At 51.4% G+C, this 26,587-nt stretch carries 13 protein-coding genes; 7 read left to right on the top strand and 6 right to left on the bottom strand.

What is annotated here, in order from left to right:
• Complete coding sequence (locus AC2T0J_RS14530; RefSeq protein WP_489806510.1) at positions 1 to 801, top strand: efflux RND transporter periplasmic adaptor subunit; 801 nt, start codon at positions 1 to 3, stop codon at positions 799 to 801.
• Positions 794 to 12,562 (top strand): DUF7507 domain-containing protein, encoded by an 11,769-nt coding sequence (locus AC2T0J_RS14525; protein WP_489806509.1) that lies wholly within the window; start codon positions 794 to 796, stop codon positions 12,560 to 12,562. Before AC2T0J_RS14530 ends, AC2T0J_RS14525 begins: the two co-directional genes overlap by 8 nt.
• Positions 12,563 to 12,608: 46 nt before the next feature.
• On the opposite strand, the gene AC2T0J_RS14520 is transcribed toward AC2T0J_RS14525, so the two are convergent.
• Together AC2T0J_RS14520 and AC2T0J_RS14515 are read right to left on the bottom strand one after the other, a co-directional pair.
• On the bottom strand, positions 12,609 to 14,735 hold the full coding sequence (locus tag AC2T0J_RS14520; protein ID WP_489806508.1) for a site-2 protease family protein: 2,127 nt from the start codon (positions 14,733 to 14,735) through the stop codon (positions 12,609 to 12,611).
• A 2-nt stretch (positions 14,736 to 14,737) separates the two neighbouring features.
• On the bottom strand, positions 14,738 to 16,078 hold the full coding sequence (locus AC2T0J_RS14515; protein WP_489806507.1) for an efflux RND transporter periplasmic adaptor subunit: 1,341 nt from the start codon (positions 16,076 to 16,078) through the stop codon (positions 14,738 to 14,740).
• Positions 16,079 to 16,269: 191 nt separating this feature from the next.
• Between AC2T0J_RS14515 and AC2T0J_RS14510 the strand changes: the two genes are divergently transcribed.
• Together AC2T0J_RS14510 and AC2T0J_RS14505 are read left to right on the top strand one after the other, a co-directional pair.
• Positions 16,270 to 17,277 (top strand): LLM class flavin-dependent oxidoreductase, encoded by a 1,008-nt coding sequence (locus AC2T0J_RS14510; protein ID WP_489806506.1) that lies wholly within the window; start codon positions 16,270 to 16,272, stop codon positions 17,275 to 17,277.
• Between the two features lie 340 nt (positions 17,278 to 17,617).
• Positions 17,618 to 19,936 (top strand): FdhF/YdeP family oxidoreductase, encoded by a 2,319-nt coding sequence (locus AC2T0J_RS14505; RefSeq protein WP_489806505.1) that lies wholly within the window; start codon positions 17,618 to 17,620, stop codon positions 19,934 to 19,936.
• Here the strand turns inward: AC2T0J_RS14505 and fdhD are convergent.
• The gene (gene fdhD / locus AC2T0J_RS14500) at positions 19,933 to 20,739 is read right to left on the bottom strand and encodes a formate dehydrogenase accessory sulfurtransferase FdhD (protein WP_489806504.1); all 807 of its coding nucleotides are present in this window, start codon (positions 20,737 to 20,739) and stop codon (positions 19,933 to 19,935) included. The genes AC2T0J_RS14505 and fdhD overlap by 4 nt on opposite strands.
• A gap of 866 nt (positions 20,740 to 21,605) precedes the next feature.
• Here fdhD and AC2T0J_RS14495 point away from each other — a divergent pair.
• The 3 genes from AC2T0J_RS14495 to AC2T0J_RS14485 all read left to right on the top strand — a co-directional run bounded on the left by AC2T0J_RS14495 (position 21,606) and on the right by AC2T0J_RS14485 (position 23,673).
• Positions 21,606 to 22,025, top strand: a complete 420-nt coding sequence (locus AC2T0J_RS14495; RefSeq protein ID WP_489806503.1) for a hypothetical protein — start codon at positions 21,606 to 21,608, stop codon at positions 22,023 to 22,025.
• A gap of 330 nt (positions 22,026 to 22,355) precedes the next feature.
• The gene (locus tag AC2T0J_RS14490) at positions 22,356 to 22,937 is read left to right on the top strand and encodes a HupE/UreJ family protein (protein ID WP_489806502.1); all 582 of its coding nucleotides are present in this window, start codon (positions 22,356 to 22,358) and stop codon (positions 22,935 to 22,937) included.
• A gap of 406 nt (positions 22,938 to 23,343) precedes the next feature.
• Positions 23,344 to 23,673 carry a hypothetical protein gene (locus tag AC2T0J_RS14485; protein ID WP_489806501.1) on the top strand — a complete coding sequence of 110 codons (330 nt, stop codon included), beginning with the start codon at positions 23,344 to 23,346 and terminating at the stop codon, positions 23,671 to 23,673.
• 18 nt (positions 23,674 to 23,691) lie between these two features.
• On the opposite strand, the gene hypE is transcribed toward AC2T0J_RS14485, so the two are convergent.
• From hypE to AC2T0J_RS14470, 3 genes are read right to left on the bottom strand one after another with little or no spacing between them, the layout of a single operon-like run.
• Positions 23,692 to 24,738, bottom strand: coding sequence for a hydrogenase expression/formation protein HypE (gene hypE, locus AC2T0J_RS14480; RefSeq protein WP_489806500.1), 1,047 nt, complete (start codon positions 24,736 to 24,738; stop codon positions 23,692 to 23,694).
• 5 nt (positions 24,739 to 24,743) lie between these two features.
• Entirely contained in the window at positions 24,744 to 25,883 is a 1,140-nt protein-coding gene (gene hypD, locus AC2T0J_RS14475; RefSeq protein WP_489806499.1) for a hydrogenase formation protein HypD, read from the bottom strand.
• The gene (locus tag AC2T0J_RS14470) at positions 25,880 to 26,587 is read right to left on the bottom strand and encodes a D-sedoheptulose-7-phosphate isomerase (RefSeq protein ID WP_489806498.1); all 708 of its coding nucleotides are present in this window, start codon (positions 26,585 to 26,587) and stop codon (positions 25,880 to 25,882) included. The genes hypD and AC2T0J_RS14470 overlap by 4 nt, the downstream gene beginning before the upstream one ends.

Below are 26,587 nucleotides of genomic sequence, written 5' to 3'. Positions count from 1 at the left end.
ATGAAAACTATCGTTTATGTATACCTGATGTCCACTCTGATGCTGGCATTAGTCCGTTCTGCCGTTGCACAAACGCCCGCTTTTACCTTGGCGGCTGAAGAGCTCAGAGCGCAAATTACGGCACAACAGTTTGCCACCCTGAGTGCTGAAATGACTGGCAGCATTAAAACGCTTCATGTACGTGAAGGCATGTATGTACAAGCAGGACAACACTTGGTTGAGTTTAACTGTGACGCAGAAAATGCCCGATTAGATAAAGCTCGCATTGAGGCCCAGGTCGCCCAAAACAAACTCAAGGGCACCAATCGCATGGCAGAAATGGAAGCCATAGGCTTGGTAGAACTGGAAAATAGCCGTCTTGAAGTTATGAAAGCCGAGGCAGAGGTTTCATTATTAAACGCCGTTATTAGCAAATGTATACTGACTGCCCCCTACTCTGGCACCGTGTCAGATAAATTTGTTAACGCCAATGAATTTGTGGAAACCGGTAAACCCATTCTTGAACTGCAGAATAACGAGTCGTTACGAGTGGAATTTATCGCACCGTCATCTTGGCTGACGTGGCTTACAGCCGACTATCCGCTGTCGGTATTTGTAACCGATACCCAAGCGACTTACTCGGCCACCATTAGCTACACAACCGGCAAAGTGGATGCACTGAGCCAGTCCATAAAGGTGTTTGCCAACCTCGAAAATGCGCATACCGAGTTACTGCCCGGAATGAGCGGTCGTATTAATATCACGTCGCCCACCCAACAACTAAGTTTTAACAAAGGATCTGGGGAGACCTTAGATGACTGATCGTAGCAATGCTGAAAATTCACGCCCAGCATTAGACATTTTACAGTTAGAACAGCGTCTGATGTTTGATGGGGCGGCGGTTGCCACAACCGCCGAGGCGGCAGCAGAACCCGATACACAGCTGGACGATCCCGTTCAGGATCGCGGCGATTCTGAGGCCCCGGAAAACTACTTTCAGCTTGCCGTAGCACACGATAAAACCAACCGGGCAACGGAGCTGGCTACGGCGCAAATCAAAGCGTTTCTGCAAAATGCATCAGCGGACGATCTGTTCGCCATCTTTAGTGCCGATAATAAGCGTATTGATGTGGCCTGGCTGCAATCCATGGAAGCGACCCGACAGGACGTGCTTTCTGATGCCTTGGATGTGCAAGTCACGCTACTCGACAATCAGACGCTGAATGGCGCACTAGGCGCTTTTTCTGCCACCGGTACAGACGGTCAGCCCACAATTTATCTCAATGCAGATTACATTGAACAATTCGGCGCAGAAGCCTCGACCCGCGTGCTGGTTGAAGAATATGGCCACCTGCTCGATAGCTTAATCAACAACGGTACAGATACCCGTGGTGACGAAGGCCAGCATTTTGCCGACGCAGTATTTGCCACGGATACCCGTCAGGCCAACGAGAATTCCCTGAGTGAAAACGATCAGGGCTCAATGACCATTGATGGTGAAACTCTCGAGGTTGAGTGGGCTACATATTCCTTTGTAAATGCTTACGCGATGATTCGGGACACCGACGGCGACGGCCTTATCGATAACACCGAGAATTGGGTAGAAAAAGAGCAGGAATCACATAGCATTATTATCTCAGACGGTAACTACAGCAACGGTCTTGGCAATGTTACGGTTGATGACAATAACTACGATAGTCAGTACTTTAGCGGTAATGACGTATCGGCAATCGGGATCAACATTGGTGGCACCGACTACTATGGCTGGATAAGCCGCCCGCTGAAGGTTCAGGGAGAAGTTAAAGGCTTCTATTTCTGGACCGACGCCGACTTTACTGACCTGGCCACTGCGCAGGCAGATGGCAACCAGGATGGTGATAATGACGTCAGTGATAATTTTGGTTTTATACTGGTTGTTGATCAGGCCTACTTTGATAGCCTGACAACCTCTAACCTGAATGTTTCCACCGGAGCCGAAGCGGGTACCTACAGTATAGCTGAAGTAAAATCGTCCTCGGATCGGGTAGACTCACAGTTAAACGAACTGGTCGACTTGCAGCCTGCTAACAATGATCCCGTTGCTACTAACGACGATAACACTGCAGCGGTAGAACTGGGCACCGACCGGGACGAGTCGCCGGTAAGAATTATCACTGCTGGTGTGGATGCAACCGGCAACGTATTAACCAATGATACCGATAGTAACAACGACTCCCTGACAGTAACCGAAGTGGCCGCTTCAGTGCATGGCGGAACCACTAACATCCCAGCAACGGGCTCAACCGCAGTAACGGGTCAGTATGGTACTTTAACGATAAGCCAGGACGGTGCTTATACCTATGTTGTGGACAATACTAACGCCGCGGTTGACGCGTTACTTGGTGGCACAGCATCTGAAACCTTTACCTACACTATCGCAGACGGAAACGGCGGTTATTCAACGGCCAGCCTGACTATTACCATTCAGGGCAGCAACGACGCCCCTGTTGCAAATGACGATTATAACAGCGCCAAAGAGTCAACAACCCTTGCCGAATCTGGTTTTACTTCCACCGGCTTCACCGCAACCGGCGATTTACTGGCTAACGATACCGATGTGGATAGCAGTGACACACTAACAATAACCGGCCTTTCCGCGCAGGGTAGCGCAGATGCTGCAACGGTAACCGTGAATACCGGTAGCTATCAGCTTACCTTTAGCTCAGCGGCAGGCGCTTCACTTGGAAACAAAGTAGCAGCGGGCGATGAACTTTATATCGATTTAACCAACACCGGGGGTAATGTTACTTACAATGCGTTGTACTATTCTGCTGATAATGGCGCAACCTTCTCTCAGGTAACGGCCACCTCTGCCCCGATTGAAAATGCTGATGGTACCTACGGGATCCCACTCAGTCAGACACCAAATTATTACTGGAACGGATCGGATTATGTTGCAATCAGCGACCCACAAGCCTTTCTGGCGACCTACTCATTTGTGTCGTTTGAAGATTCCACCTCACAAACTGAAAACGCCTCGAAGGGCGCCCAGGCACAACTGCAGTCAAGCGCTACAACCGGCAGCACCGAACTGACCGGATTAACCAACATTGACGGTACTATCGGCATTGGCATGACCGTAACAGGTACCGGTGTGCCAGCCGGCACCACGGTAACGGATGTGACCTACACCAATGGCGTCGTCACCTCGGTATTATTAAGCAGTGATAAGGTTACCAGCCCGGCCGGTACCAGCTTTTCTTTCTCGGCAGGCAGCGGCGCCACCGGTGCAACTTATCAGGGTGCACATGGTGAGTTGATGTTACAGGCTGACGGGTCATACACGTATACCGCCAATACTGATAATCCGGCGATATCAGAGGGCGAATCGGTTGAGGATATCTTCACTTACAGCATGCAGGATGCAGCCGGCGAAACCAGTGAAGCGCAACTGATCATTACCGTTTATGGCGCAGGCCAGAACGACTCTACTGCGGTCAGCGATAGCACCACTGCAACTGAACAAGGTGATAATGGCAACACCGGCGCGGTAATTACCAGCGGCGTTGATCCTACTGGTAATTTGCTCAGCAATGATACCGGACCGCTCAGTGCCACTGAATTTGTGGTATCAATCGCCACAGATGGCAACTCCACGTTGGTAGGAAGCGGCACCACCAACCAAACCATCACAGGCAACTACGGCACTCTCACTTTGAATGGTGACGGCTCATACAGTTATGTGGTCGATAATGCAAACAGCGTAGTCAATGCGCTCAACAGCCGTCAGTCCCTGACCGAAACATTTACCTATGTGGTGGGTAATGATCTGGGTAACGGTTTATCCAGTTCACAACTGGTGATAACTATAAATGGAGCAAATGACGCGCCGGTAGCCGGGGATGACTCACTCAGCGCCAGTATCGGCAATAATGCCGGCGGTCAGGTGTTCAGTAATGATTCGGATGCAGACAACAACGATCCCCAAACGGTCATCGCCGCTACGGCCGGCAGCTTTGATGATGTTACCCAGCCATCGCTGCCAAGCGAAACCCTGGTAGATAACTCCGGGGTAACAGTTGATGGGAGTTACGGTACCTTAACCATAAATGCAGATGGTACCTACAGTTACGCCGTAGATGCGGCCAATAGCACCGTAATTGGCATGACGGCCGCTGACTCGGTGACTGACACTTTTACCTATCGCATGGAAGATGCCGCAGGTGTAATTTCTGATGCACTTATCACAGTAACGGTTTACGGCAGTAATGATGCGCCGGTTAACCAGTTCAACAACAGCTCAAACTTTTCATCCGGTGTTGAAACTGCCAAAAACACGCCCTACAGCTTTTCTGATTTAAATAACAGTCTTATCGAAGTAACCGACGTGGATGGCGATCTGAGCCGCGTCATTCTGGCGGTTGATAACGGCATATTAAATGTTACCGCAGGCAGTGCATCGATTACCGACAATGGCACCGGCCGACTGATTATCGAAGGCAGCCAAACCGCCATCAATGCTGCACTGGCTACCTTACAATATACCCCGGACACCGACTTTGTGGGCTCAGACTTCCTCACCATTTTTAGTCAGGACGGGCAAAACCTTTACGACAGCGACAGTATTGCCATCACGGTGCCCGAGGTTTATTCAGGACTGACAGTACTGGAAAGCGACCTGGCCAGCGGCAGCAATGCGGCGGGCACGGCGGAGTCAGGAGCGATAACCCTGACAGCGCCCACAGAACAAACCTTTGTTTCCGGCCAATCAGGCTCAGGCATTTACGGTACCTGGAGCCTTGATGCATCCACCGGTGAGTTTTCTTATACACTTACTGATAACGCAAACCACAGCAGCGGCAGCATAACCGACGCGATCACCGTGCAGAGCTACGATGCCTTTGGCAATGTCGTCAGCCACACCGTTAATGTTGCGATCACTGACGATGCGCCGGTTGCCAATGCCGATCAGGTCAACATCACCGAAGGTACGGCCAGCTCGCCGTCGACCGCTGTTACTGGTAACGTTATTGTAGCCAGCGCAACCGGCGACGTTAGCGACACTGCAGGTGCCGACGGCCAGTTGGAAGTGACTCTGGTAAGCAAAGGCAACACAGCGCCCTTAACTTCGGTGGCAGTAAATTCCACCAGTAGCAGCAATGGCACAGAAGTAACCGGTGATTTTGGCTCACTAACCATTGGCGCGGATGGCAGTTACAGCTATAGCCTGGACGATAACAACGCAACTGTTGATTCACTCGACAACGGCGACCAGCTCAGTGAGGTTTTCAGCTATCAGATCACCGACGCGGATGGTGATACCTCAACAGCGACCTTAAACATTTTGATTCTCGGCACCACTGATAGCACGCCAGGCATAGATTTAGGCTTAACTAAAACGGTAGACAATATTTCACCGAATTTAGGCGATAACGTCAGCTTCACGTTAACCGTCAGCAACTCTGGTCCGGATGCGGCGACTAATGTCATGGTCACCGATCAGTTACCGGCCGGCTTTACCTTTGTGAGTTCCGACGGCAGCTACGATGCGGCCACCGGGTTATGGAGCGTGGGTAGTTTAGCCAGTGGTGCGTCAGCAACGCTCACCATTGTCGCCACCACCACCGACAGCAGCGCGGTGACTAACACCGCCTCGGTCACAGCCGATCAGACTGAACTGGATAGCAGTGATAATACAGACTCCGCCACGGTGGATGCCCAGGCCGTGGATCTGGGATTAAGCAAGACCGTGGATAACACCTCACCGAACTTAGGTGACGACGTGAGCTTCACGTTAACCGTCAGCAACTCTGGTCCGGATGCGGCGACTAATGTCATGGTCACCGATCAGTTACCGGCGGGCTTTACCTTTGTGAGTTCCGACGGCAGCTACGATGCGGCGACAGGATTATGGAACGTGGGTAGTTTAGCCAGTGGTGCGTCAGCAACGTTAACCATCGTCGCGACCACCACCGACAGCAGCGCGGTGACTAATACGGCCTCAGTCACAGCCGATCAGACTGAACTGAATAGTAGTGATAATAGTGACTCCGCCACGGTGGATGCCCAGGCCGTGGATCTGGGATTAAGCAAGACCGTGGATAACACCTCACCGAACTTAGGTGACGACGTCAGCTTCACGTTAACCGTCAGCAACACCGGCCCGGATACCGCCACTAATGTGGTGGTCACCGATCAGTTACCGGCGGGCTTTACCTTTGTGAGCTCCGACGGCAGCTACGATGCGGCGACAGGATTATGGAGCGTGGGGTCACTGGCCAGTGGTGCCTCCGCGACCATAACGATTGTCGCGACCACTATCGACAGCAGCGCGGTGACCAATACCGCCAGTGTCACGGCCGATCAAACTGAACTGGATAGCAGTGATAATACTGACAGTGTCAGCGTGGATGCCCAGGCGATTGATTTAGCATTGAGCAAGACCGTGGATAACGCCTCACCCAATCTAGGCGATGACGTCAGCTTTACCCTGACCGTCTCTAACACCGGCCCCGATGCCGCCACCAATGTGGTGGTCACCGATAAGTTACCCGCGGGCTTTACCTTTGTGAGTTCCGACGGCAGCTACGATGCGGCGACAGGATTATGGAGCGTGGGGTCACTGGCCAGTGGTGCGTCAGCGACACTCACCATTGTCGCCACCACCACCGACAGCGGCGCGGTGACCAATACCGCCAGCGTAACCGCTGATCAAACCGATCTGGATAGCAGTGATAATACTGACAGTGTCAGCGTGGATGCCCAGGCGATTGATTTAGCATTAAGCAAGACCGTGGATAACACCTCACCGAACTTAGGTGACGACGTCAGCTTCACGTTAACCGTCAGCAACTCTGGTCCGGATACCGCGACAAATATGGTGGTGACCGATCAGTTACCGGCGGGCTTTACCTTTGTGAGTTCCGACGGCAGCTACGATGCGGCGACAGGATTATGGAGCGTGGGGTCACTGGCCAGTGGTGCCTCCGCGACCATAACGATTGTCGCGACCACCACCGACAGCAGCGCGGTGACCAATACCGCCAGTGTCACGGCCGATCAGACCGAGTTGGATAGCAGTGATAATACTGACAGTGTTAGCGTGGATGCCCAGGCGATTGACCTGAATATCAGTAAAACTGTGGATAACGCCTCACCGAATGTAGGTGATGACGTGACCTTCACGTTAACCGTCAATAACACCGGCCCGGATGCCGCCACCAATGTGGTGGTGACTGATCAGTTACCCGCCGGCTTTACCTTTGTGAGTTCTGACGGCAGCTACGATGCGGCGACAGGATTATGGAGCGTGGGTAGTTTAGCCAGTGGTGCGTCAGCGACACTCACCATTGTCGCCACCACCACCGACAGCAGCGCGGTGACCAATACCGCCAGTGTCACGGCCGATCAGACTGAACTGGATAGCAGTGATAATACTGACAGTGTCAGCGTGGATGCCCAGGCGATTGATTTAGCATTGAGTAAAACCGTGGATAACACCTCACCGAATGTAGGTGACGACGTCAGCTTTACCCTGACCGTCTCCAACACCGGCCCCGATGCCGCCACCAATGTCGTGGTCACCGATCAGTTACCGGCCGGCTTTACCTTTGTCAGTTCCGACGGCAGCTACGATGCGACCACCGGATTATGGAACGTGGGTTCATTGGCCAGCGGTGCCTCCGCGACCTTAACGATTGTGGCGACCACTACCGACGGCAGCGCGGTAACCAATACCGCTAGCGTTACGGCGGATCAAACTGAACTGAATAGCAGTGATAACAGTGACTCCGCCACGGTGGATGCCCAGGCCGTGGATCTGGGATTAAGCAAGACCGTGGATAACGCCTCGCCGAACTTAGGTGACGACGTCAGCTTCACGTTAACCGTCAGCAACACCGGCCCGGATACCGCCACTAATGTGGTGGTGACCGATCAGTTACCGGCCGGCTTTACGTTTGTGAGTTCCGACGGCAGCTACGATGCCACCACCGGACTATGGAGCGTGGGTTCATTGGCCAGCGGTGCGTCAGCAACGTTAACCATCGTCGCGACCACCACCGACAGCAGCGCGGTCACCAATACGGCCTCAGTCACAGCCGATCAAACTGAGCTGGATAGCAGTGATAACAGTGACTCCGCCACGGTGGATGCCCAGGCCATTGACCTGAATATCAGTAAAACCGTGGATAACACCTCGCCGAATGTAGGTGATGACGTGACCTTCACGTTAACCGTCAGCAACTCTGGCCCGGATACCGCGACAAATGTGGTGGTCACCGACCAGTTACCGGCCGGCTTTACCTTTGTGAGTTCCGACGGCAGCTACGATGCGACCACCGGACTATGGAACGTGGGTTCATTGGCCAGCGGTGCGTCAGCAACGTTAACCATCGTCGCGACCACCACCGACAGCAGCGCGGTGACCAACACGGCCTCAGTCACAGCCGATCAAACTGAACTGAATAGTAGTGATAATAGTGACTCCGCCACGGTGGATGCCCAGGCCATTGACCTGAATATCAGTAAAACCGTCGATAACGCCTCACCGAACTTAGGTGACGAGGTGAGCTTCACGTTAACCGTCAGCAACACCGGCCCGGATGCCGCCACCAATGTCGTGGTCACCGATCAGTTACCGGCCGGCTTTACCTTTGTGAGTTCCGACGGCAGCTACGATGCCACCATCGGACTATGGAGCGTGGGTTCATTGGCCAGCGGTGCCACTGCCACACTCACTATCGTCGCGACCACCACCGACAGCAACGCGGTGACCAATACCGCCAGCGTGACCGCCGATCAAACCGAACTGGATAGCAGTGATAATAGTGACTCCGCCACGGTGGATGCCCAGGCCGTGGATCTGGGATTAAGCAAGACCGTGGATAACACCTCACCGAACTTAGGCGACGAGGTCAGCTTCACGTTAACCGTCAGCAACTCTGGCCCGGATACCGCCACTAATGTGGTGGTCACCGACCAGTTACCGGCGGGCTTTACGTTTGTCAGCGCTAACGGTAATTACGATGCCACCACCGGCTTATGGTCCGTAGGTAGTCTTGCTAGTGGTGCCTCCGCGACCTTAACGATTGTGGCGACCACCACCGACAGCAGCGCGGTGACCAATACCGCCAGTGTCACGGCCGATCAGACTGAACTGGATAGCAGTGATAATACTGACAGTGTCAGCGTGGATGCCCAGGCGATTGATTTAGCATTGAGTAAAACCGTGGATAACACCTCACCGAACTTAGGTGACGACGTCAGCTTTACCCTGACCGTCTCCCACACCGGCCCCGATGCCGCCACCAATGTCGTGGTCACCGATCAGTTACCGGCCGGCTTTACCTTTGTCAGTTCCGACGGCAGCTACGATGCGACCACCGGATTATGGAACGTGGGTTCATTGGCCAGCGGTGCCTCCGCGACCTTAACGATTGTGGCGACCACCACCGACAGCAGCGCGGTAACCAATACCGCTAGCGTTACGGCTGATCAAACTGAACTGGATAGCAGTGATAATACAGACAGTGTCAGCGTGGATGCTCAGGCGATTGATTTAGCATTGAGTAAAACCGTGGATAACACCTCACCGAACTTAGGTGACGACGTCAGCTTCACGTTAACCGTCAGCAACTCTGGTCCGGATGCCGCCACCAATGTCGTGGTCACCGACCAGTTACCGGCGGGCTTTACGTTTGTGAGCTCCGACGGCAGCTACGATGCGGCGACAGGCTTATGGAGCGTGGGGTCACTGGCCAGTGGTGCTACCGCGACGTTGACTATTGTGGCGACCACCACCGACAGCAGCGCGGTAACCAATACCGCCTCGGTCACGGCGGATCAGACGGAGCTGGATAGCAGTGATAATACTGACAGTGTCAGCGTGGATGCCCAGGCCGTGGATCTGGCATTAAGCAAGACCGTGGATAACACCTCACCGAACTTAGGTGACGACGTGAGCTTCACGTTAACCGTCAGCAACTCTGGTCCGGATACCGCGACTAATGTCGTGGTCACCGATCAGTTACCGACCGGCTTTACCTTTGTCAGCGCTAACGGAAATTACGATGCCACCACCGGCTTGTGGACAGTGGGTAGTTTAGCCAGTGGTGCCTCCGCGACCTTAACGATTGTGGCGACCACCACCGACAGCAGCGCGGTAACCAATACCGCCAGCGTGACCGCCGATCAAACTGAGCTGAATAGTAGTGATAATAGTGACTCCGCCACGGTGGATGCCCAGGCCATTGACCTGAATATCAGTAAAACCGTGGATAACACCTCACCGAACTTAGGTGACGACGTCAGCTTCACGTTAACCGTCAGCAACTCTGGTCCGGATGCGGCGACTAATGTCATGGTCACCGATCAGTTACCGGTGGGCTTTACGTTTGTGAGCTCCGACGGCAGCTACGATGCGGCGACAGGATTATGGAGCGTGGGGTCACTGGCCAGTGGTGCCTCCGCGACCATAACGATTGTCGCGACCACCACCGACAGCAGCGCGGTGACCAATACCGCCTCGGTCACGGCCGATCAGACCGAGTTGGATAGCAGTGATAATACTGACAGTGTCAGCGTGGATGCCCAGGCTGTGGATCTGGGATTAAGCAAGACCGTGGATAACACCTCACCGAACTTAGGTGACGACGTCAGCTTCACGTTAACCGTCAGCAACTCTGGTCCGGATGCGGCGACTAATGTGGTTGTGACGGATCAGTTACCCGCCGGCTTTACGTTTGTGAGTTCCGACGGTAGCTACGATGCGACCACCGGACTATGGAGCGTGGGTTCATTGGCCAGCGGTGCGTCAGCAACGTTAACCATCGTCGCGACCACCACCGACAGCAACGCGGTGACCAACACGGCCTCAGTCACAGCCGATCAGACTGAACTGGATAGCAGTGATAATACAGACAGTGTCAGCGTGGATGCTCAGGCGATTGATTTAGCATTGAGTAAAACCGTGGATAACACCTCACCGAACTTAGGTGACGACGTCAGCTTCACGTTAACCGTCAGCAACTCTGGTCCGGATGCGGCGACTAATGTCATGGTCACCGATCAGTTACCGGCCGGCTTTACGTTTGTGAGTTCTGACGGCAGCTACGATGCGGCGACAGGATTATGGAGCGTGGGTAGTTTAGCCAGTGGTGCGTCAGCAACGTTAACCATCGTCGCGACCACCACCGACAGCAGCGCGGTGACTAACACCGCCTCGGTAACGGCGGATCAGACCGAACTGGATAGCAGCGATAATACCGACAGCGTCAGTGTCGATGCCCAGGCCATCGATCTAGCATTAAGCAAAACTGTGGACAACGCCTCGCCGAATCTCGGCGATAACGTCAGCTTCACCCTCACCGTTTCCAATACCGGCCCGGATGCGGCCACCAATGTGGTGGTCACCGATCAATTGCCGGCGGGCTTTACCTTTGTGTCAAGTGACGGTCACTACGATGCCACCACCGGACAGTGGTCCGTAGGTAGTCTTGCTAGTGGTGCCTCCGCGACCTTAACGATTGTGGCGACCACCACCGACAGCAGCGCGGTAACCAATACCGCCAGCGTGACCGCCGATCAAACTGAACTGGATAGCAGTGATAACAGTGACAGTGTCAGCGTGGATGCCCAGGCCGTCGATCTGGGATTAAGCAAGACCGTGGATAACGCCTCGCCGAATGTAGGTGATGACGTGACCTTCACGTTAACCGTCAGTAACACCGGTCCGGATGCCGCCACCAATGTGATGGTGACCGATCAGTTACCCGCCGGCTTTACGTTTGTGAGTTCCGACGGCAGCTACGATGCCACCACCGGACAGTGGTCCGTTGGCACTCTTGCCAGCGGAGAATCGGCGGTTTTACAGATAGTTGTTAGAACTACCGATACCTCAGAAGTGGTTAACAGCGCCAGTGTATCAGCAAACCAAACCGATACGGATCTGACCAACAACGGTGACTCGGCATCTGTTGATGCCGATCCCGCCTATCACACTGCGCCGGTTGATACAGGCGGCACTGTGCCTACAGGAGCTGGTGCTGCAGCCGTGGTAAACAGTAGTAGCAGCTCGTCGGGAGACAGCGGTGGCGCAGACTTTACTCTAACCGGTGAGCAGTCTGGCAACGACCAAAGCAGCGCCCTGTCCTCTTATGATACCGCTTCAGCGGAGTTAGTTTTACAACGGGATATCCCGGAACAATCGTTTGCTTCGGGCCAGAGTATTTCTGTTGTGATTCCAACCGACACTTTTGCCAGCACCGACCCTAATATGGATATCGCGCTTACGGCCGTGATGGCGAATGGCGAAACGCTCCCGCAATGGCTGTCTTTCGACAGTACCAAGGGTGAGTTTTACGGTATTCCGCCGGCAGAATTTAACGGTAGCCTGATAATCCGCGTGATTGCCCGGGATGCGCTGGGAAATCAGGTTGAAACCGTCATCACCATTACCGTTGCTAATAGTATGGATGTTTCTGCAATGGCCGAACAACCAATGGGGCAAATGCGATTTAGCGAACAATTACAAATGCAAAACCACTTTGTCTGGAAAGCAAAGCGTGATGCATTAATACAACTCGCCCGCTCAGCAGAAAGTTAAGCAGTATTTATCGACTGCAGTTAAACCGCGTCGGTGCCGGCGCGGTTTAAAAACCGGCTTCCCGGCGGAAGATGGCCGCGGCGTAGCGCAGATGATCGCCTAACCAGGACTGCGACTTACCGTGAATAACCACCTGCCCGCGAAGCTCGTTGGGTAACGTTATACTCTCAGACTCCTGAGGACTCAGAACTACCTGATACAACGCATCCTCCGGCACTAGCTGGGAGTCCTTTTCCGCTACCACCAGATCCCCGCCATATAAAGCAGCCAGAGCGCCATCTGTAAGGTTTCGTGTGGTATCAGTATCAATTCTGACCACGCTTAACGCCAGGGGTGCGATAACACCCGACTCCGCATAAAACATTGCCTTATCCCCAACACTAACACGCTTAACGCTGGTTTGGTCGAGATACACATGCGCTGACACGCTGCTCTCATCAAGAACCTTGCCCAGAATAGTGCGTTCGGCCACCCAGTCTCCCTGGGTAAGCTCCAGTTCGGAAGCAACAAATTTTCCGCTGACTTTAGCAGACAATTGTAATTGTGCTAAGCGGGCTTCAATCCGCTCTATGTCGAGTTTCACATTGGTCAGTTGGGACTGCAAAACCGGTAAGCGCTGGCGCTCACGATTAACTAACTGACTAAGCGTAATTTGCTGCTCAAGCTGCTCTTGCTGTTGTTCTAACGATGCAAGTTCAAAAGATAAATCGGGGGATTCAAGCTGTATCACGCGTTCTCCCTGATTAACATGCTGTCCGGAGGGAACTGCCACATCAACAATTACTGCCGATGCGGGCGCAGCAATATTTTGTACAACTGGCAGTTTTATCAGCCCCTGGGCTGCGATCCTTGGATCCCAGGGTATGATGGCAATACCAAGAATCAGTAACAACACAAAAGCGGTTTTAACAAAACGTGAACTCGCCACTATTTCTTTCCTCATTTCAAACCAGGCGCTCAATTCAGACCCAATGGGTTTGCCAATAAACCAGTAAATTTCTACTGCCGCCAGGAGCGGTCCCAGCGGTTTCGGAAAATACCAGTACACCATCAACGCAATCCCCAGAAAAGTGATTAACCGGTAAAGCCAGATGACGTAACAGAAAGCCAGCAGGAAGCGGTAACGTGACGGTGAAAAATGCTCGGGTACAGAATGTTTCGGCCTGAACAACCATTCCCTCAGGCGCCAGCGTCCGAGGGCGAAAGCACGCTGATGAAGGTTTGGCATTTCCAGCCAGTCCATCAGCAAGAAATAGCCGTCAAAGCGCATAAACGGCGATACGTTAATCAGCAAAGTGCTGATCCAGGTGGTGGTCGCCAGCAGAAATGCGCTATCTCTTAACACGCCGGCAGGAAGCAAAGCCCACAGCAGTGTCGACCAGGCCGCAATGGTAAGTTCGGTGCGGATGCCGGCGGCACCCACCAGTAAGCGCTGACGCCTATCGGCCAACTTCCACACATCATTCACATCGGTGTAGGCCATGGGGAACATAACCAGAAAGGCGAGTCCCATTCTCGGCACGTTGCAGCCAAAATGCCTGGCAGTAAATGCATGCCCAAACTCATGCAGCAGCTTAACCAGCACCAGGGTAACACCATAGGACACCATCCCGGCCAAACTAAACATATCAACAAAGCTATGGGTAAAACTGTCCCACTGTCGGCTAAGTTGGATCAGGCCGGTAAACAACACCAGCCATGTCAGTAATGTAAAGTAACGACTGCCCAACCAGCGAACTTTATTGAGATGGCGGGCTAACCACCGATCGGGATTCCATAACGGAATCCGGAAAAACAAATAACTGTGAAACAACCGTTGAGCCCAGTGTTGCTGCCGGGCCTTAAATCGCTCGCATTTTTGTAGTGTTTGGGCCTGATGGGTATGCAGCACCAGATCATGCTTAACCAGAAAGTCTGATACTTCCTGCACTTCTGCCACCGACACCTGTAAAGCCGTTTCATCTTCGATACTTTGTACTATCTGGGCCGGCTGCCTGAGTTGCCAGCGGCACATTATTTCAAAGCTTAACCAGCCAATCTGAAAGTACAGGTTGCGCGCTGGATCATAGATGGTCCAGGTTGGGGTGCCCGCCCGGTTATAAGGGCCAGCATAAAGCTTAAGATCATCCCGCATGTGCGGCAGTAAAGCCCCCCTGTTAGCCGTTGCTGACATGGTTATATCCCTAGCCAGCCGCGTAATGCCGCCCAGGGCCTTCTCAGGATCCAGTAAATAAGCAGGGTTCGGTCACCGTCAATTCTGGCTGTTCCTTTCTGTCCGATACGTACCGGATCGCCCGATTCGCCTTCCAGTGTGGCGCGCATGCGATAAGCATAAATGCCATCTGGTTGTAGCTCCGCCTCGTGCGACAGATAGGTTAACGAGGCCTGAACGGGCCGGGTGGGATCGGCACTCAGAAAAACCGTCACTGGCGCAGCATCCGAAAACGCTATCAGATCGGCCGGGGCGACCCATGCTTCTACCTGCACCTGTTTTTCATCAGCCAATTTAAATATCTTTTCACCGGTAACTACCGGCCGACCAATCCATTCAGACACATCATCAATTAATACCAGCCCGTTCTGAGGGGCACTAATAACACTGCGCTGCTTTAAGGCTTCAAGAAACTGCACATCGATTTCTTTTTCTTCGATACGGCTTTTTAAAATCGACAGCCGGGCCTTACTTTCTCTGTCAAACAATGCATTTTGCGCCTCCTGTCCATATTCAGCGCGGGCAGTTTCCAGTGCTTGTCTGGCCGAATCCAGTCGGCTCAACAGTTGGATTTGATCAAATTCTACCAGTGCGTCGCCAGCACTCACGTGCTCATTCGGTGTGACCAACAACTTATCAATTATGCCGTCCATAGGCGCTCTGATTATGGTTGGTGATAAAGGAATAATCTCGGCGGGCGCCAACACTGATAAACGAACTGGAATACAACAAAAAGCAACGAGCAGACCGGCAATCATTAACTTGTGCTTCTTGCCAAACAGGTGTTTGCGCCAGAATGACAGTTTATCGCTCTTCGTCAGTGTGTTTTTATCCCTATAAATATAACGCCAACTATCTATCCATTCTTCCATTAATGCAATGTCTTCAGCAGACATCGGCGTATCCTTCGCTATCAACAACGTGCTGCCCGAAACCTGGGTCCGCGATTCAATAGTAAACACGGTAAGGTGTGGCGGAAGCCAGTCCTGCCATTGCTGATCGTTGCCAAGCTGTCGCAAATCCACCGAGAAGTGCGGACTTTTGGCTTGTTTTGGTAAACTTTTAAACCAGTTATCCAGCCACTGGACGAAAGGCGCCTGTGCATCAAAGTTGGTTAAGGATGAAATACACTCAATGCCCCTCGCCTCAGAAAAAAATGCCGCATGGCGATAAGGAATAAGTTGGTGGGTTTCATTGACTAGTATAAAGCGTAACTCGGTAGCATCGAGCGCATCCCGCGCACGTTTGGATAACGCAATCAGTGTTGCTAAAGAAACCGCAGTATTGGCTTGCACAGCGCCCATAAAAATGACTGAACTATTTGAAATACAAAAAGTATAGTCGAAGTCATGGGCCATAACAGAGATAATTCACTGATACCTGACAAACGGTGCCGGGTTAACTTTATCCCGGTGAATTGCAACTGATCGAATCAGCCTTTTAATTTCACGTTTTGCCACAATAGTATTTGGTATGCAAACTAACAGGTATTTTCATGACTGAACCCTTTCCCCTGTCGCTCCTAGACCTTGCTCATGTCGCCGAAGGCAGTTCCGTACGCGAGGCACTGCTGCGCAGCCAGGCTATAGCCCAAACCGCTGAGCAGGCGGGTTTTACCCGTTACTGGCTGGCTGAACACCATGGTATGCGGGCGGTGGCCAGTGCCGCGACGGCAGTGTTGTTATCTAGCGTGGGCGCAATCACCAACCGTATTCGTATTGGCTCTGGTGGCGTTATGCTGCCTAACCATGCACCGTTGGTGATTGCCGAGCAATTTGGTACGTTAGCGGAGCTGTATCCCGATCGTGTAGATTTGGGGCTTGGCCGTGCCCCTGGCACTGACATGGCGACCGCCAAAGCGTTACGTCGGGATATTCAGGGCGATGCCGAGCGCTATCCCGAGGATGTCGTTGAACTTCAGCGATTGCTGGGCACACCTGAAGAAGGCCAAAAGCCTATTGCTGTGCCCGGCGCCGGCACCAATGTGCCAATTTGGTTACTCGGTTCCAGTTTATATTCAGCTCAGTTGGCAGCCCATATGGGCCTGCCCTTTTCCTTTGCCTCGCATTTTGCGCCGGATATGCTTAACGATGCGATCAGTATTTACCGGGCGAACTTTAAACCCTCTGTGCAACTGGCCGAACCTTATGTTTCTGCCGGCGTTATGGCGGTTATTGGTGAGACCGATGATCACGCCCGCCAGCTCTTTACCTCAGTTCAGCAGCAGTTTGCCAATCTGCGTCGAAATGCTAACAAGCCAATGCCGCCGCCGGTGGAAGATATTCGCCTGGAACTTAACGAAATGGAAATCCGCGGTATTAACAGTACTCTGCGCTATGCTCTGGTTGGCGATAAGGAAAGAGCCGAGGACCAGTTGAACCAGTTTGTCGCAGCAACCGGCGTAGACGAAGTGATTCTGTCTTTTCCCATTTACGAACAACGGCTGGTCCTGCAAGCCATCGAAGCTGCAGGCGCGATGAACATAAGCGCTCCTGCTACCTAAAAAAGAACTGCGACAACTGCATTACGGGTCTATTATTCACCGTGAGGTTCGTTCTCCTCTGATAATGAACCTTGAAGACAATGGTCAGTTACATCTTGCATATGGCATTGGCGTTAACACCATCATTATTCATTGGATGAAGTTAAGTTAAGCGGCGAATCAGCAGTTTCAAGGCTCACAACCACGCCGCATAATGTCCGGCTCGCCATGACACTGGTCGTAAAAAGATACAGGACTGACGGATATACGTTTGCGTCCTCTTATTAATTTCTGCTTTACTGTACGCTATAAAATACAATCAAGCTGCCAGTCCCGGAACCAGGCAGGATCAGGAAGTGCTATGGCTGATAAGTCTGTACAGAAATATACCGCCCCTGCCGGTGGCTGGGGGGCCCTGAAGAGCGTAACCAAAAGCTGGATTGCCAGCGAAAAGCCGCTGAAAAACCTGCGCGCAATGCTCAAAACCAATCAGGATCATGGTTTTGACTGCCCGGGCTGTGCCTGGGGAGAATCGCCGGAAAACGGCCTGGTTAAATTTTGTGAAAACGGTGCTAAAGCGGTTAACTGGGAGTCTTCAGGCCGTCAGGTTGGACCGGCATTTTTTGACCGCTACACAGTATCTAAACTGTTAGAGCACAGTGATTACTGGTTGGAAGACCAGGGTCGGCTATCGCACCCCATGCAGTACGACCCCACTACAGATAAATATGTAGAGATTAGCTGGGATGATGCATTTGCATTAATTGCTCAACATCTCAACCAACTGGCCAGTCCCGATCAGGCTGAATTTTACACCTCCGGACGAACCAGTAATGAAGCGGCTTATCTATATCAGTTGTTTGTGCGAGCGTTTGGCACTAATAACTTTCCCGACTGTTCCAATATGTGTCATGAGGCCAGTGGCCATGCCATGAAGCAATCCGTGGGCGTAGGCAAAGGCACCGTGGTTTTCGACGATTTTGCCAAAGCCGATGCGATATTTGTACTGGGCCAGAATCCCGGCACCAATCACCCGCGCATGCTCGAACCGTTACGAGAAGCGGTGGAACGTGGCGCTCAGGTAGTATGCTTTAATCCGCTCAAGGAGCGCGGCCTGGAACGTTTTCAGCATCCACAACATCCTTTGGAAATGCTAACCAATGGCGATGCGCCCACCAATACCGCTTACTTCCGCCCGGCATTAGGCGGCGATATGGCAGTCATGCGCGGCATTGCCAAATGCCTGCTTGAATGGGAGAGAGAGGCCCAGACCAATAAACACCCTGCCATTTTTGATCATGACTTTATTAACCGGCACACTACCGGACTTGACGATTACCTGGCCTTAGTCGAAGCCACCTCCTGGCCAGACATTGTAAAACAGTCCGGCCTTAGCCAGGAGGATATCTATCTGGCAGCCAGTATGTACTGCCGGGCAGAGCGGGTGATTATGTGCTGGGCTATGGGCATCACGCAACACAAGCACTCGGTTGCTATCATCCAGGAAATTATTAACGTGCAACTCCTGCGCGGCAATGTGGGTAAACCGGGGGCCGGGTTATCACCGGTGCGAGGCCACAGTAATGTGCAGGGCGACAGAACCATGGGTATCGACGAAAAGCCGCCGCAATGGCTACTCGATGCACTGGAAAAACGCTTTGAATTTTCGGTTCCCCGTGCGCCCGGTCACAACGTGGTACAAGCTATTCAGGCAATGGAACAGGGGCACGCGAGAGTCTTTATTGGCATGGGCGGCAACTTTGCTCAAGCGACTCCAGATACGCCTCGCACTCATGCGGCTTTAAAGCAATGTGATCTCACTGTTCATGTGAGTACCAAACTCAACCGATCTCATTTAATTACCGGTAAAACCGCGCTTATTCTGCCTTGCCTGGGCCGTACCGAAGCAGATATTCAGGGCGGCCAGCCGCAGGGCGTAACGGTAGAAGATACCTTTTCGATGGTACACATTTCCTATGGGCAACTGCCTCCGGGCTCAGCGCTGTTGCGTTCAGAGCCAGCCATTGTAGCCGGTATGGCCAAAGCCACATTAGGCAACCACCCGGTGGACTGGGATGCACTGAGCAGTGATTACAGCCGCATCCGCGATCTGATTGCCGATACCATTCCCGGTTTTACCAACTTTAATCAGAAGTTATCGCAACCCGGCGGGTTTCACTTACCAAACCCGGCTGCTTCCAGAAAATGGCGCACGGCTGATAACAAAGCCGGCTTTGCCGCTATTCCATTACCCGGGCAGTTACTGCCAGCGCAATTGCCCACAGGGGAGACACCCGACCTTATTCTGCAAACACTGCGTTCACACGATCAGTACAATACCACGGTCTATGGTCTTGATGACCGCTACAGGGGGGTGTTTGGCCAGCGCTATGTTGTTTTTATTAACGTACAGGACATCGCCCGCCTTGGGTTTAGTGAGGGTGATAAGGTCGACATGATTTCGCTCTGGAATGACGGCAGGGAACGCCGGGTGCAGGGTTTCACTCTGGTGGCCTATGACATTCCGCAAGGCCAGGCGGCCGCATATTTTCCTGAAGCCAATGGACTGGTACCGCTGGAAAGTTATGGCGATGAGTCATTCACCCCGACCTCTAAATACATAGCCATTAAACTGGCCAAAGCACAGTCTGATAATCGTATTGCGGTTACTCAGAATTAGCCGGCATTGTCCCTGGCTGAGCTGTGATACACCCTGGGAGCGCTGTGGTGAGGTAAATGAATCAGATTAAGCTGATACCGTTTAGCCCATTCCACAGCCATCGTGGTGGGTGCAGACAGCGTCACCAGCGTTGGCAGGCCAATGCGTATGGCTTTTTGCACCAACTCAAGCCCACATCTACTGGTTAGCACCATAAAACCGTTGCTTAAAGTAGTTTGTGATAAGGCCAGCGCACCAATCAGTTTGTCCATGGCATTGTGACGCCCGATATCTTCACGACATAGTGTAATGCAACCATCGTTAGTGACAAAAAAGGCAGCGTGCTGGGCACCTCCCGTATAGAGAGCCTGCTGGAATTCGCGGACACGATGACGCAAATGGGTAAAGGCGCACACGTCGGGCAGCCGAGCAGGCGGTAACACCGATAGTTCGGGTAAAGCAGAACTGAGTGCATCTGTACCGCATATACCACAACCAGCACTGCCGGCCAACTGGCGTTGATAAGACCTGAACTGCCATTGCGCGCGAGGGCTAAGTTGCACATCGGCAACCCCCTGCTCGCTATCAAACTTTACACTGATACTACGAATCTGACCTGACGAATCAATGACTCCCTGGGTCAGGCTAAATCCGACAACAAAATCCTTAACGTCATCGGGACTCATCATCATTACTGCATAACTGATATCGTTATAACTGATAGCAAGGGCGCATTCTGTTGGCAACGCACTCTCTTCTTCCAGAGAGGCTGCGCTGACGGTCTGGTAGCGATACACTTCGGCTGATTTCAATCTGTCTGCCATCGACACGATCCCCTGTTGCTCATTTACCAAGGATGATAGTACAGCATAACGCCGTTAGACAGCGGATTTTAGGCACTTGTTACAATGGCAGGCAATCCGACGCACAAAATTCAGCAGTTTTCAGTAGACATAAAAAAACGATGACCGAAGTCATCGTTTTCTTTGAATTTTGAGCATCCTTCTCAGCGTTCCCTTGCGACTAAAATCGTCCCGATTAAAATCCGTATACGCCCCTTTCCTTCTTTTCTCACATCATCCTGCGTGAGCTGTTCTCCCTGAACAGGTCCCTTTCCATTGCTCCTTCTTGCACCGTACATCCTGCTACAGCATTTTCCATCCCGGAATTGTCCTGATTCGGCCTTCCCGACCTGTCCTTTATCCTTAAACAGAATTCCTTACCCTGTCTTACTCATCCTGAGTAATCCCAAGTTCATCCGTGTGTCTTCCTGACTCGTCGTGTTTCCGTGTGACACGTTCATAATACGCTTGTGAGTGAGGAACGCTAATCCACTGTCGGATATTTTTGCGTCAACGTTGCCGACCAAAGCTTACAAAAATAAATTTATTTTATATTTTTCATGATGTTAAAAATTAAGCGACGTTTTTAGCACAGACAAAATCTACCATATCTCACAGCTTTGTAAGATATTTCGTACAAAAAGAAAGGGGAATTGTCTTATCCTTTTGGCTAAGTTCCAAACATCGAAAATCTGAGTACTCAAAGAAACAGTCATGGAGCTTTATAATGTGGGATTAAAAGTTTGCATATTCTGTCTGCAATTCGGTATAAGTATAGCTAAGTGTTGCGGTAGCGCCAGAACAGGCCCTTATTAATCAACAGGCATGTATGAAAACGGACTTTATTAATGACCTCATCCAATCCCATCAATAAAGAAACATTAATACATGGTGTCCTGGCCGCTTTAAGTGTGGGCTCGATACTTTGGATAGTGAGACAAGAAGTCAATCTGTTGCTAATGCTCGGTGTTTTTAACCTGGTTTGGATAGTGAAGTGGTATAAAACCATGCCCGACGCCACGGTAATGGATCCGGTAAATTACGTAACATTTAACAACGGTCATATTCAGTTTGGCTCAACCTCAATTCCGGTCCACAAAGTTACACGAGTGGCGTTAGAAACCACGGGGGAACATTGCTACTTTTGCCTACCCTATAATCCAACAACACCGGGAAATCCGCCGGGCTTTGCTTTTCCCGCCAGCAAAGCAGCGGAGTTTAAACGCTATTTGCAGGGAGAACTTGGCGATATCCACTTTATTTATTAGACAGTGTGCCCATTAGAGAGTGGCGCAGGAAAATAGATAAGTAATAACAGCCCTTTACGCTGCGCACAGGAAGTTGCAAATTGTATGCTAACTGGCAAGCAAGTTACCAGTCAGAACACATTCCATCATCCTACAAAACAATAGAAATACACATATTTTTCATGAACTTAAAACATTTTGAGCGGTAAGTTTTAGTTTGGCACCCGTTTTGCTAAATATTGTTAATTAAAAAAATGCTAAAACAGTAGCGATTACAATAAAGTTGTTGTTAAACAGCTATACAAGCAATAACGCATTAATAACTGTTCGATTTCGCAGTAAGGTAAAAATATGACACGTACACAAAAAATATCCAGCGGCCTTCTACTCACACTTGCTATCACAGCACCGGCCTTTGCACATACCGGTCACGAAACGGTTCAGAATGCTTTTTTGGCTGGTTTGTCGCACCCCATGATGGGTATTGATCACCTTATTGCCATGGTAGCGATGGGCTACTGGGCGTCAGGTTTTGCAGGTAAACAATGCAAGGCCATGCTTGCCGCATTTTTTGCATTATTGATTGGTGGTTTTTCATTAGGCTTAGCAGGTTTCAGCTTTTCGTTTATGGAAACAGGCATCGTCCTGACATCCGTAATCACCGGCTTACTTATAGCCACACGTAAGAACGTAACTCAGGGCCTGGCGGTTAGCCTGGCGGCCTGTTTTGCAATGTTTCACGGTTTTGCCCATGGTCTTGAGACCGCCGGCTCCGTCCCTTTTCTGTTTGCTTCAGGTTTCCTCGTTACCAGCGCCACACTGGTAGCGACGGGCTTTGCTGTGTCGAAACTGGTCTCGCGCAGTATCCCTACAGCAAACAGAATTATTGGGCTGGTTATTGCAATGATGGGAGTATCGTTGTTTTCAATTTAGGTGACCCACACCAATTATTGAATGCCATGGGCAGGAGCCGGTCTTAGGAGCGGCTCCTTTTTCGCGTTATTAAAACCTACAGATTTATATGATGCTGCGCTGACAAAATGTAAGCCAGCGCATGCCTTCCCCACAGGTTAGGCAGGAACAACCTTAACCTGTGATCCTGAATCGCCAAGCAATATCAGGGATCTCCCTAAAAATTCCTACATTAATCATCGCACTATACCGGAATATTGCTATAAGGTATTGTGATCAAATAATTATGTAAGGGCTTCAAAGATAAGTGAATCTGCCTGTTTCTGTGAGCCCTTTAATATAATTTCTCGGTGCTGATAAGAAAACAGAAAAAGACATTCTCGCTGAACTTACAGCCCTTGTTTTTGAAAAGGGACAGCCATCAACCATGGATATTTTTACCAGGCAGAATCTTTTAAAAGGATCTTTAACTTCTGTAAGGCTGGCTGCTCACGACGAATTAGAGCTGTCTGGTTTAATGCGCCAGGATGAACAGAATAAGCTGAATCTTAAAATGAAAGAGAGCGGTTTGCCTTCGCTCACCACAATGCATAATAAAGCATTCAGAGACTTTCTTAAAATCGCCAACCGGGGCATCATCACAAAGGAACAAGAATACAGATTGGTGCGCTCTGTTTCAGAAAAAACCATGTTAAGCCGGGAACAACAGTCCGTTGCTCATAAATTACTGGAAAGTTACGAACAAACACACAGCTAACAAAAGATTATGTCAACGCTAGCAAATCCGCGGCAGTTGCTCACCCACCAGCATATCTAAAATGCGCTCTCCACCGAAGTGAGTTTTTACCAGTACGCGGTTATATTTCGATTCAATGACTTCACCAATAATGGCTGAATCCTTGCCGGCCGGGTGATTTCGCATCGTCTCAAGCACCGCCTCAGCATTATCGGCCGGGACCGCCGCAACGAGTTTACCTTCATTGGCAAAGTACAGTGCATCAAGCCCTAGTATTTCGCAAACGCCACGTACGGTCTCTCGCACCGGGATCTGTTCTTCCTGCAGGCGAATGCTCACTTCCGAGGACTCGGCAAACTCGCATAATACAGTAGCCACTCCGCCCCGGGATGCATCCCGAATTGCATGAATATCCGGGCATTGCGCCAACATGATTTGAACCAGTTCGTTTAACGCCTGGCAGTCAGTTTCTAATGTCACATCAAGCACCAGATCGCCACGGGCATTGAGAATTGCCGCACCGTGATCGCCAATCAGGCCGTTAACAATAATTTTATCGCCTACCCGGCAGTTAGACGCTGAAATGTTTACGCCTTCGGGAATAACTCCAATACCACTGGTATTAATAAAAATTTTATCGCCTTTGCCTTTTGGCACCACCTTGGTGTCGCCAGTGACGATGGTTACCCCCGCCTTATCAGCGGCGGCTTTCATTGACGCTACCACGCGCCGCAGTAACTCGACATCGAGGCCTTCTTCTAAAATCATACCGCAGGACAAATACTTTGGGATCGCGCCAGACACGGCTATATCATTTACCGTACCATTCACCGCCAGCGATCCAATATCGCCACCCGGAAATTCTACAGGGTCAACCACGTAAGAATCGGTGGTAAACGCCAGTTGTGCGCCACTCTGCATTAATTCGGCCAGTTCAAAGCGAGCCTGATCTTCCAGTTGTTCCAGGTCGGGATTAGCAAAGGTCCCCACAAATACATCTTCAATCAGATCGCGCATGGCTTTGCCACCGGCGCCATGAGCCATAGTGATGGTTTTGGCCCGCAGGGTCCGTTTAGGTTTATTCATACTGCTTACTCGGTTAGTTCCACGGCTTGTTTTATGTCGATTTTGCCGTAGCTGTAGTACGCGGAACAGGCGCCTTCAGTAGACACCATCAACGCGCCGATAGGCGTTTCAGGGTTACACTGATCGCCAAACAATTTGCACTCCCAGGGTTTAAGCACGCCCTTAAGCACTTCGCCACACTGGCAGGCTTTAGGATCGGCTACATGAGCCGGCTCTACAGCAAATAAGCGTTCCGCATCAAATCGGGCATACTTTTCCCGAATACGTACGCCGGAATGATCGATGGACCCCAGGCCCCGCCACTCGAAGAATTCGCGTAATTCAAACACTTCCCCGACTGCCTGAAGCGCGTTGCTATTGCCCTTTTCAGGGACGATTCGCTTGTACTGATTTTCCACCAGAGCCTTACCATCTCGAATTTGCTCAACCACCATCAGCATGGATTGCAGGATATCCAGCGGTTCAAACCCGGCAATTACCAGCGGACGCTTATAGTGGCTGGCAATAAACTCATAGGGCGCTTTGCCAATCACCATTGACACATGACCGGGACCTAAAAAGCCGTCTATGACCATATCCGGCGAGTCCAGAATTGCTTTGATAGTGGGAATGATAGTGATGTGGTTACAGAACAGCGAGAAGTTACTGATGCCTTCCCGATTTGCCTGCAGCAGTGTTAAAGCCGTACTCGGCATGGTGGTTTCGAAACCCAACCCGAAAAAGACAACGTTTTTATCCGGATTTTTACGGGCAATATCCAGTGCATCCATAGGGGAGTAGACCATGCGTACATCGCAGCCATCAGAATTGGCTTGCTGCAGGCTTTTCTTCGAGCCTGGCACGCGCATGGCATCACCGAAGGTGGTAAATATCACATCGGGCTGTTCGGCAATCGCGACACAATCGTCAACTCTTCCCATAGGCAGTACACAGACCGGGCAGCCAGGCCCATGCACCATTTCTATTTTGTCTGGCAATAATTCTTCCAGTCCGTAACGAAAAATCGAGTGCGTATGCCCTCCACACACCTCCATTATTTGTAACGGTCGTTGCACGGTGGTGGGAATTTCCTCTACCACAGCATGGATGCGCTCAAGCACTCGCCGGGCCATTTGGGGATCGCGAAACTCATCAACAAACTTCATTCTTCCTTCTCCTGAGACAACCGGCTGTCAGCCAGCAGGCTGTGCACCAGATCCCATAAAATGTGATAGCAGGCCAGGTGGCACTCCTGAATACGGTGAATACTGTCACTGGGTACGGTAATACAAACATCGGTTAGCTGTTGTCGTTGCAGCTCACCAGCAGTTCGGCCGGTAAAGGCAACAACACTCAGATCCATGGCCCGGGCTTTTTTGCAGGCTTCAATTAAATTGGCTGAGTTCCCACTGGTTGAGAACACCACCAGCGTATCACCGGTATTGGCTAGCGCGGATAACTGCCGGGTGATGACATGCTCGGTACCTACATCATTACTCACCGCCGTCATCATCGCGGTATCCTGAGATAGATTGATGGCTGGCAGTGCTCTGCGACCAGTCGTAACCGGGTGCATAAACTCTACTGCCAGGTGCGCAGCATCACAGGAAGAGCCTCCATTGCCTGCCGTTAATAATTTTCCCTGCTGCGCATAAGTGGCCGCAATACGTTTTGCGGCCGTAAGCAAGGTCTCGCTGTGGCGGTCAAAAAATGCCTGCTTCACAGTGATACTGTCATGCGCTTTAGCCTGAACAGAGGCTACCAGGACACGTTCCAACTCGTCGTTACCGGCGGGTTTACTTGCTGTTGTCTGGCCGGTAAAGGGGTACAGAGCCGACAAAACTGACTGGTTATCGTTGGGATCGCTCAT

Source organism: Alteromonas sp. ISO5, assembly GCF_058105165.1.
This window is presented reverse-complemented; position numbering and strand designations above follow the sequence as displayed.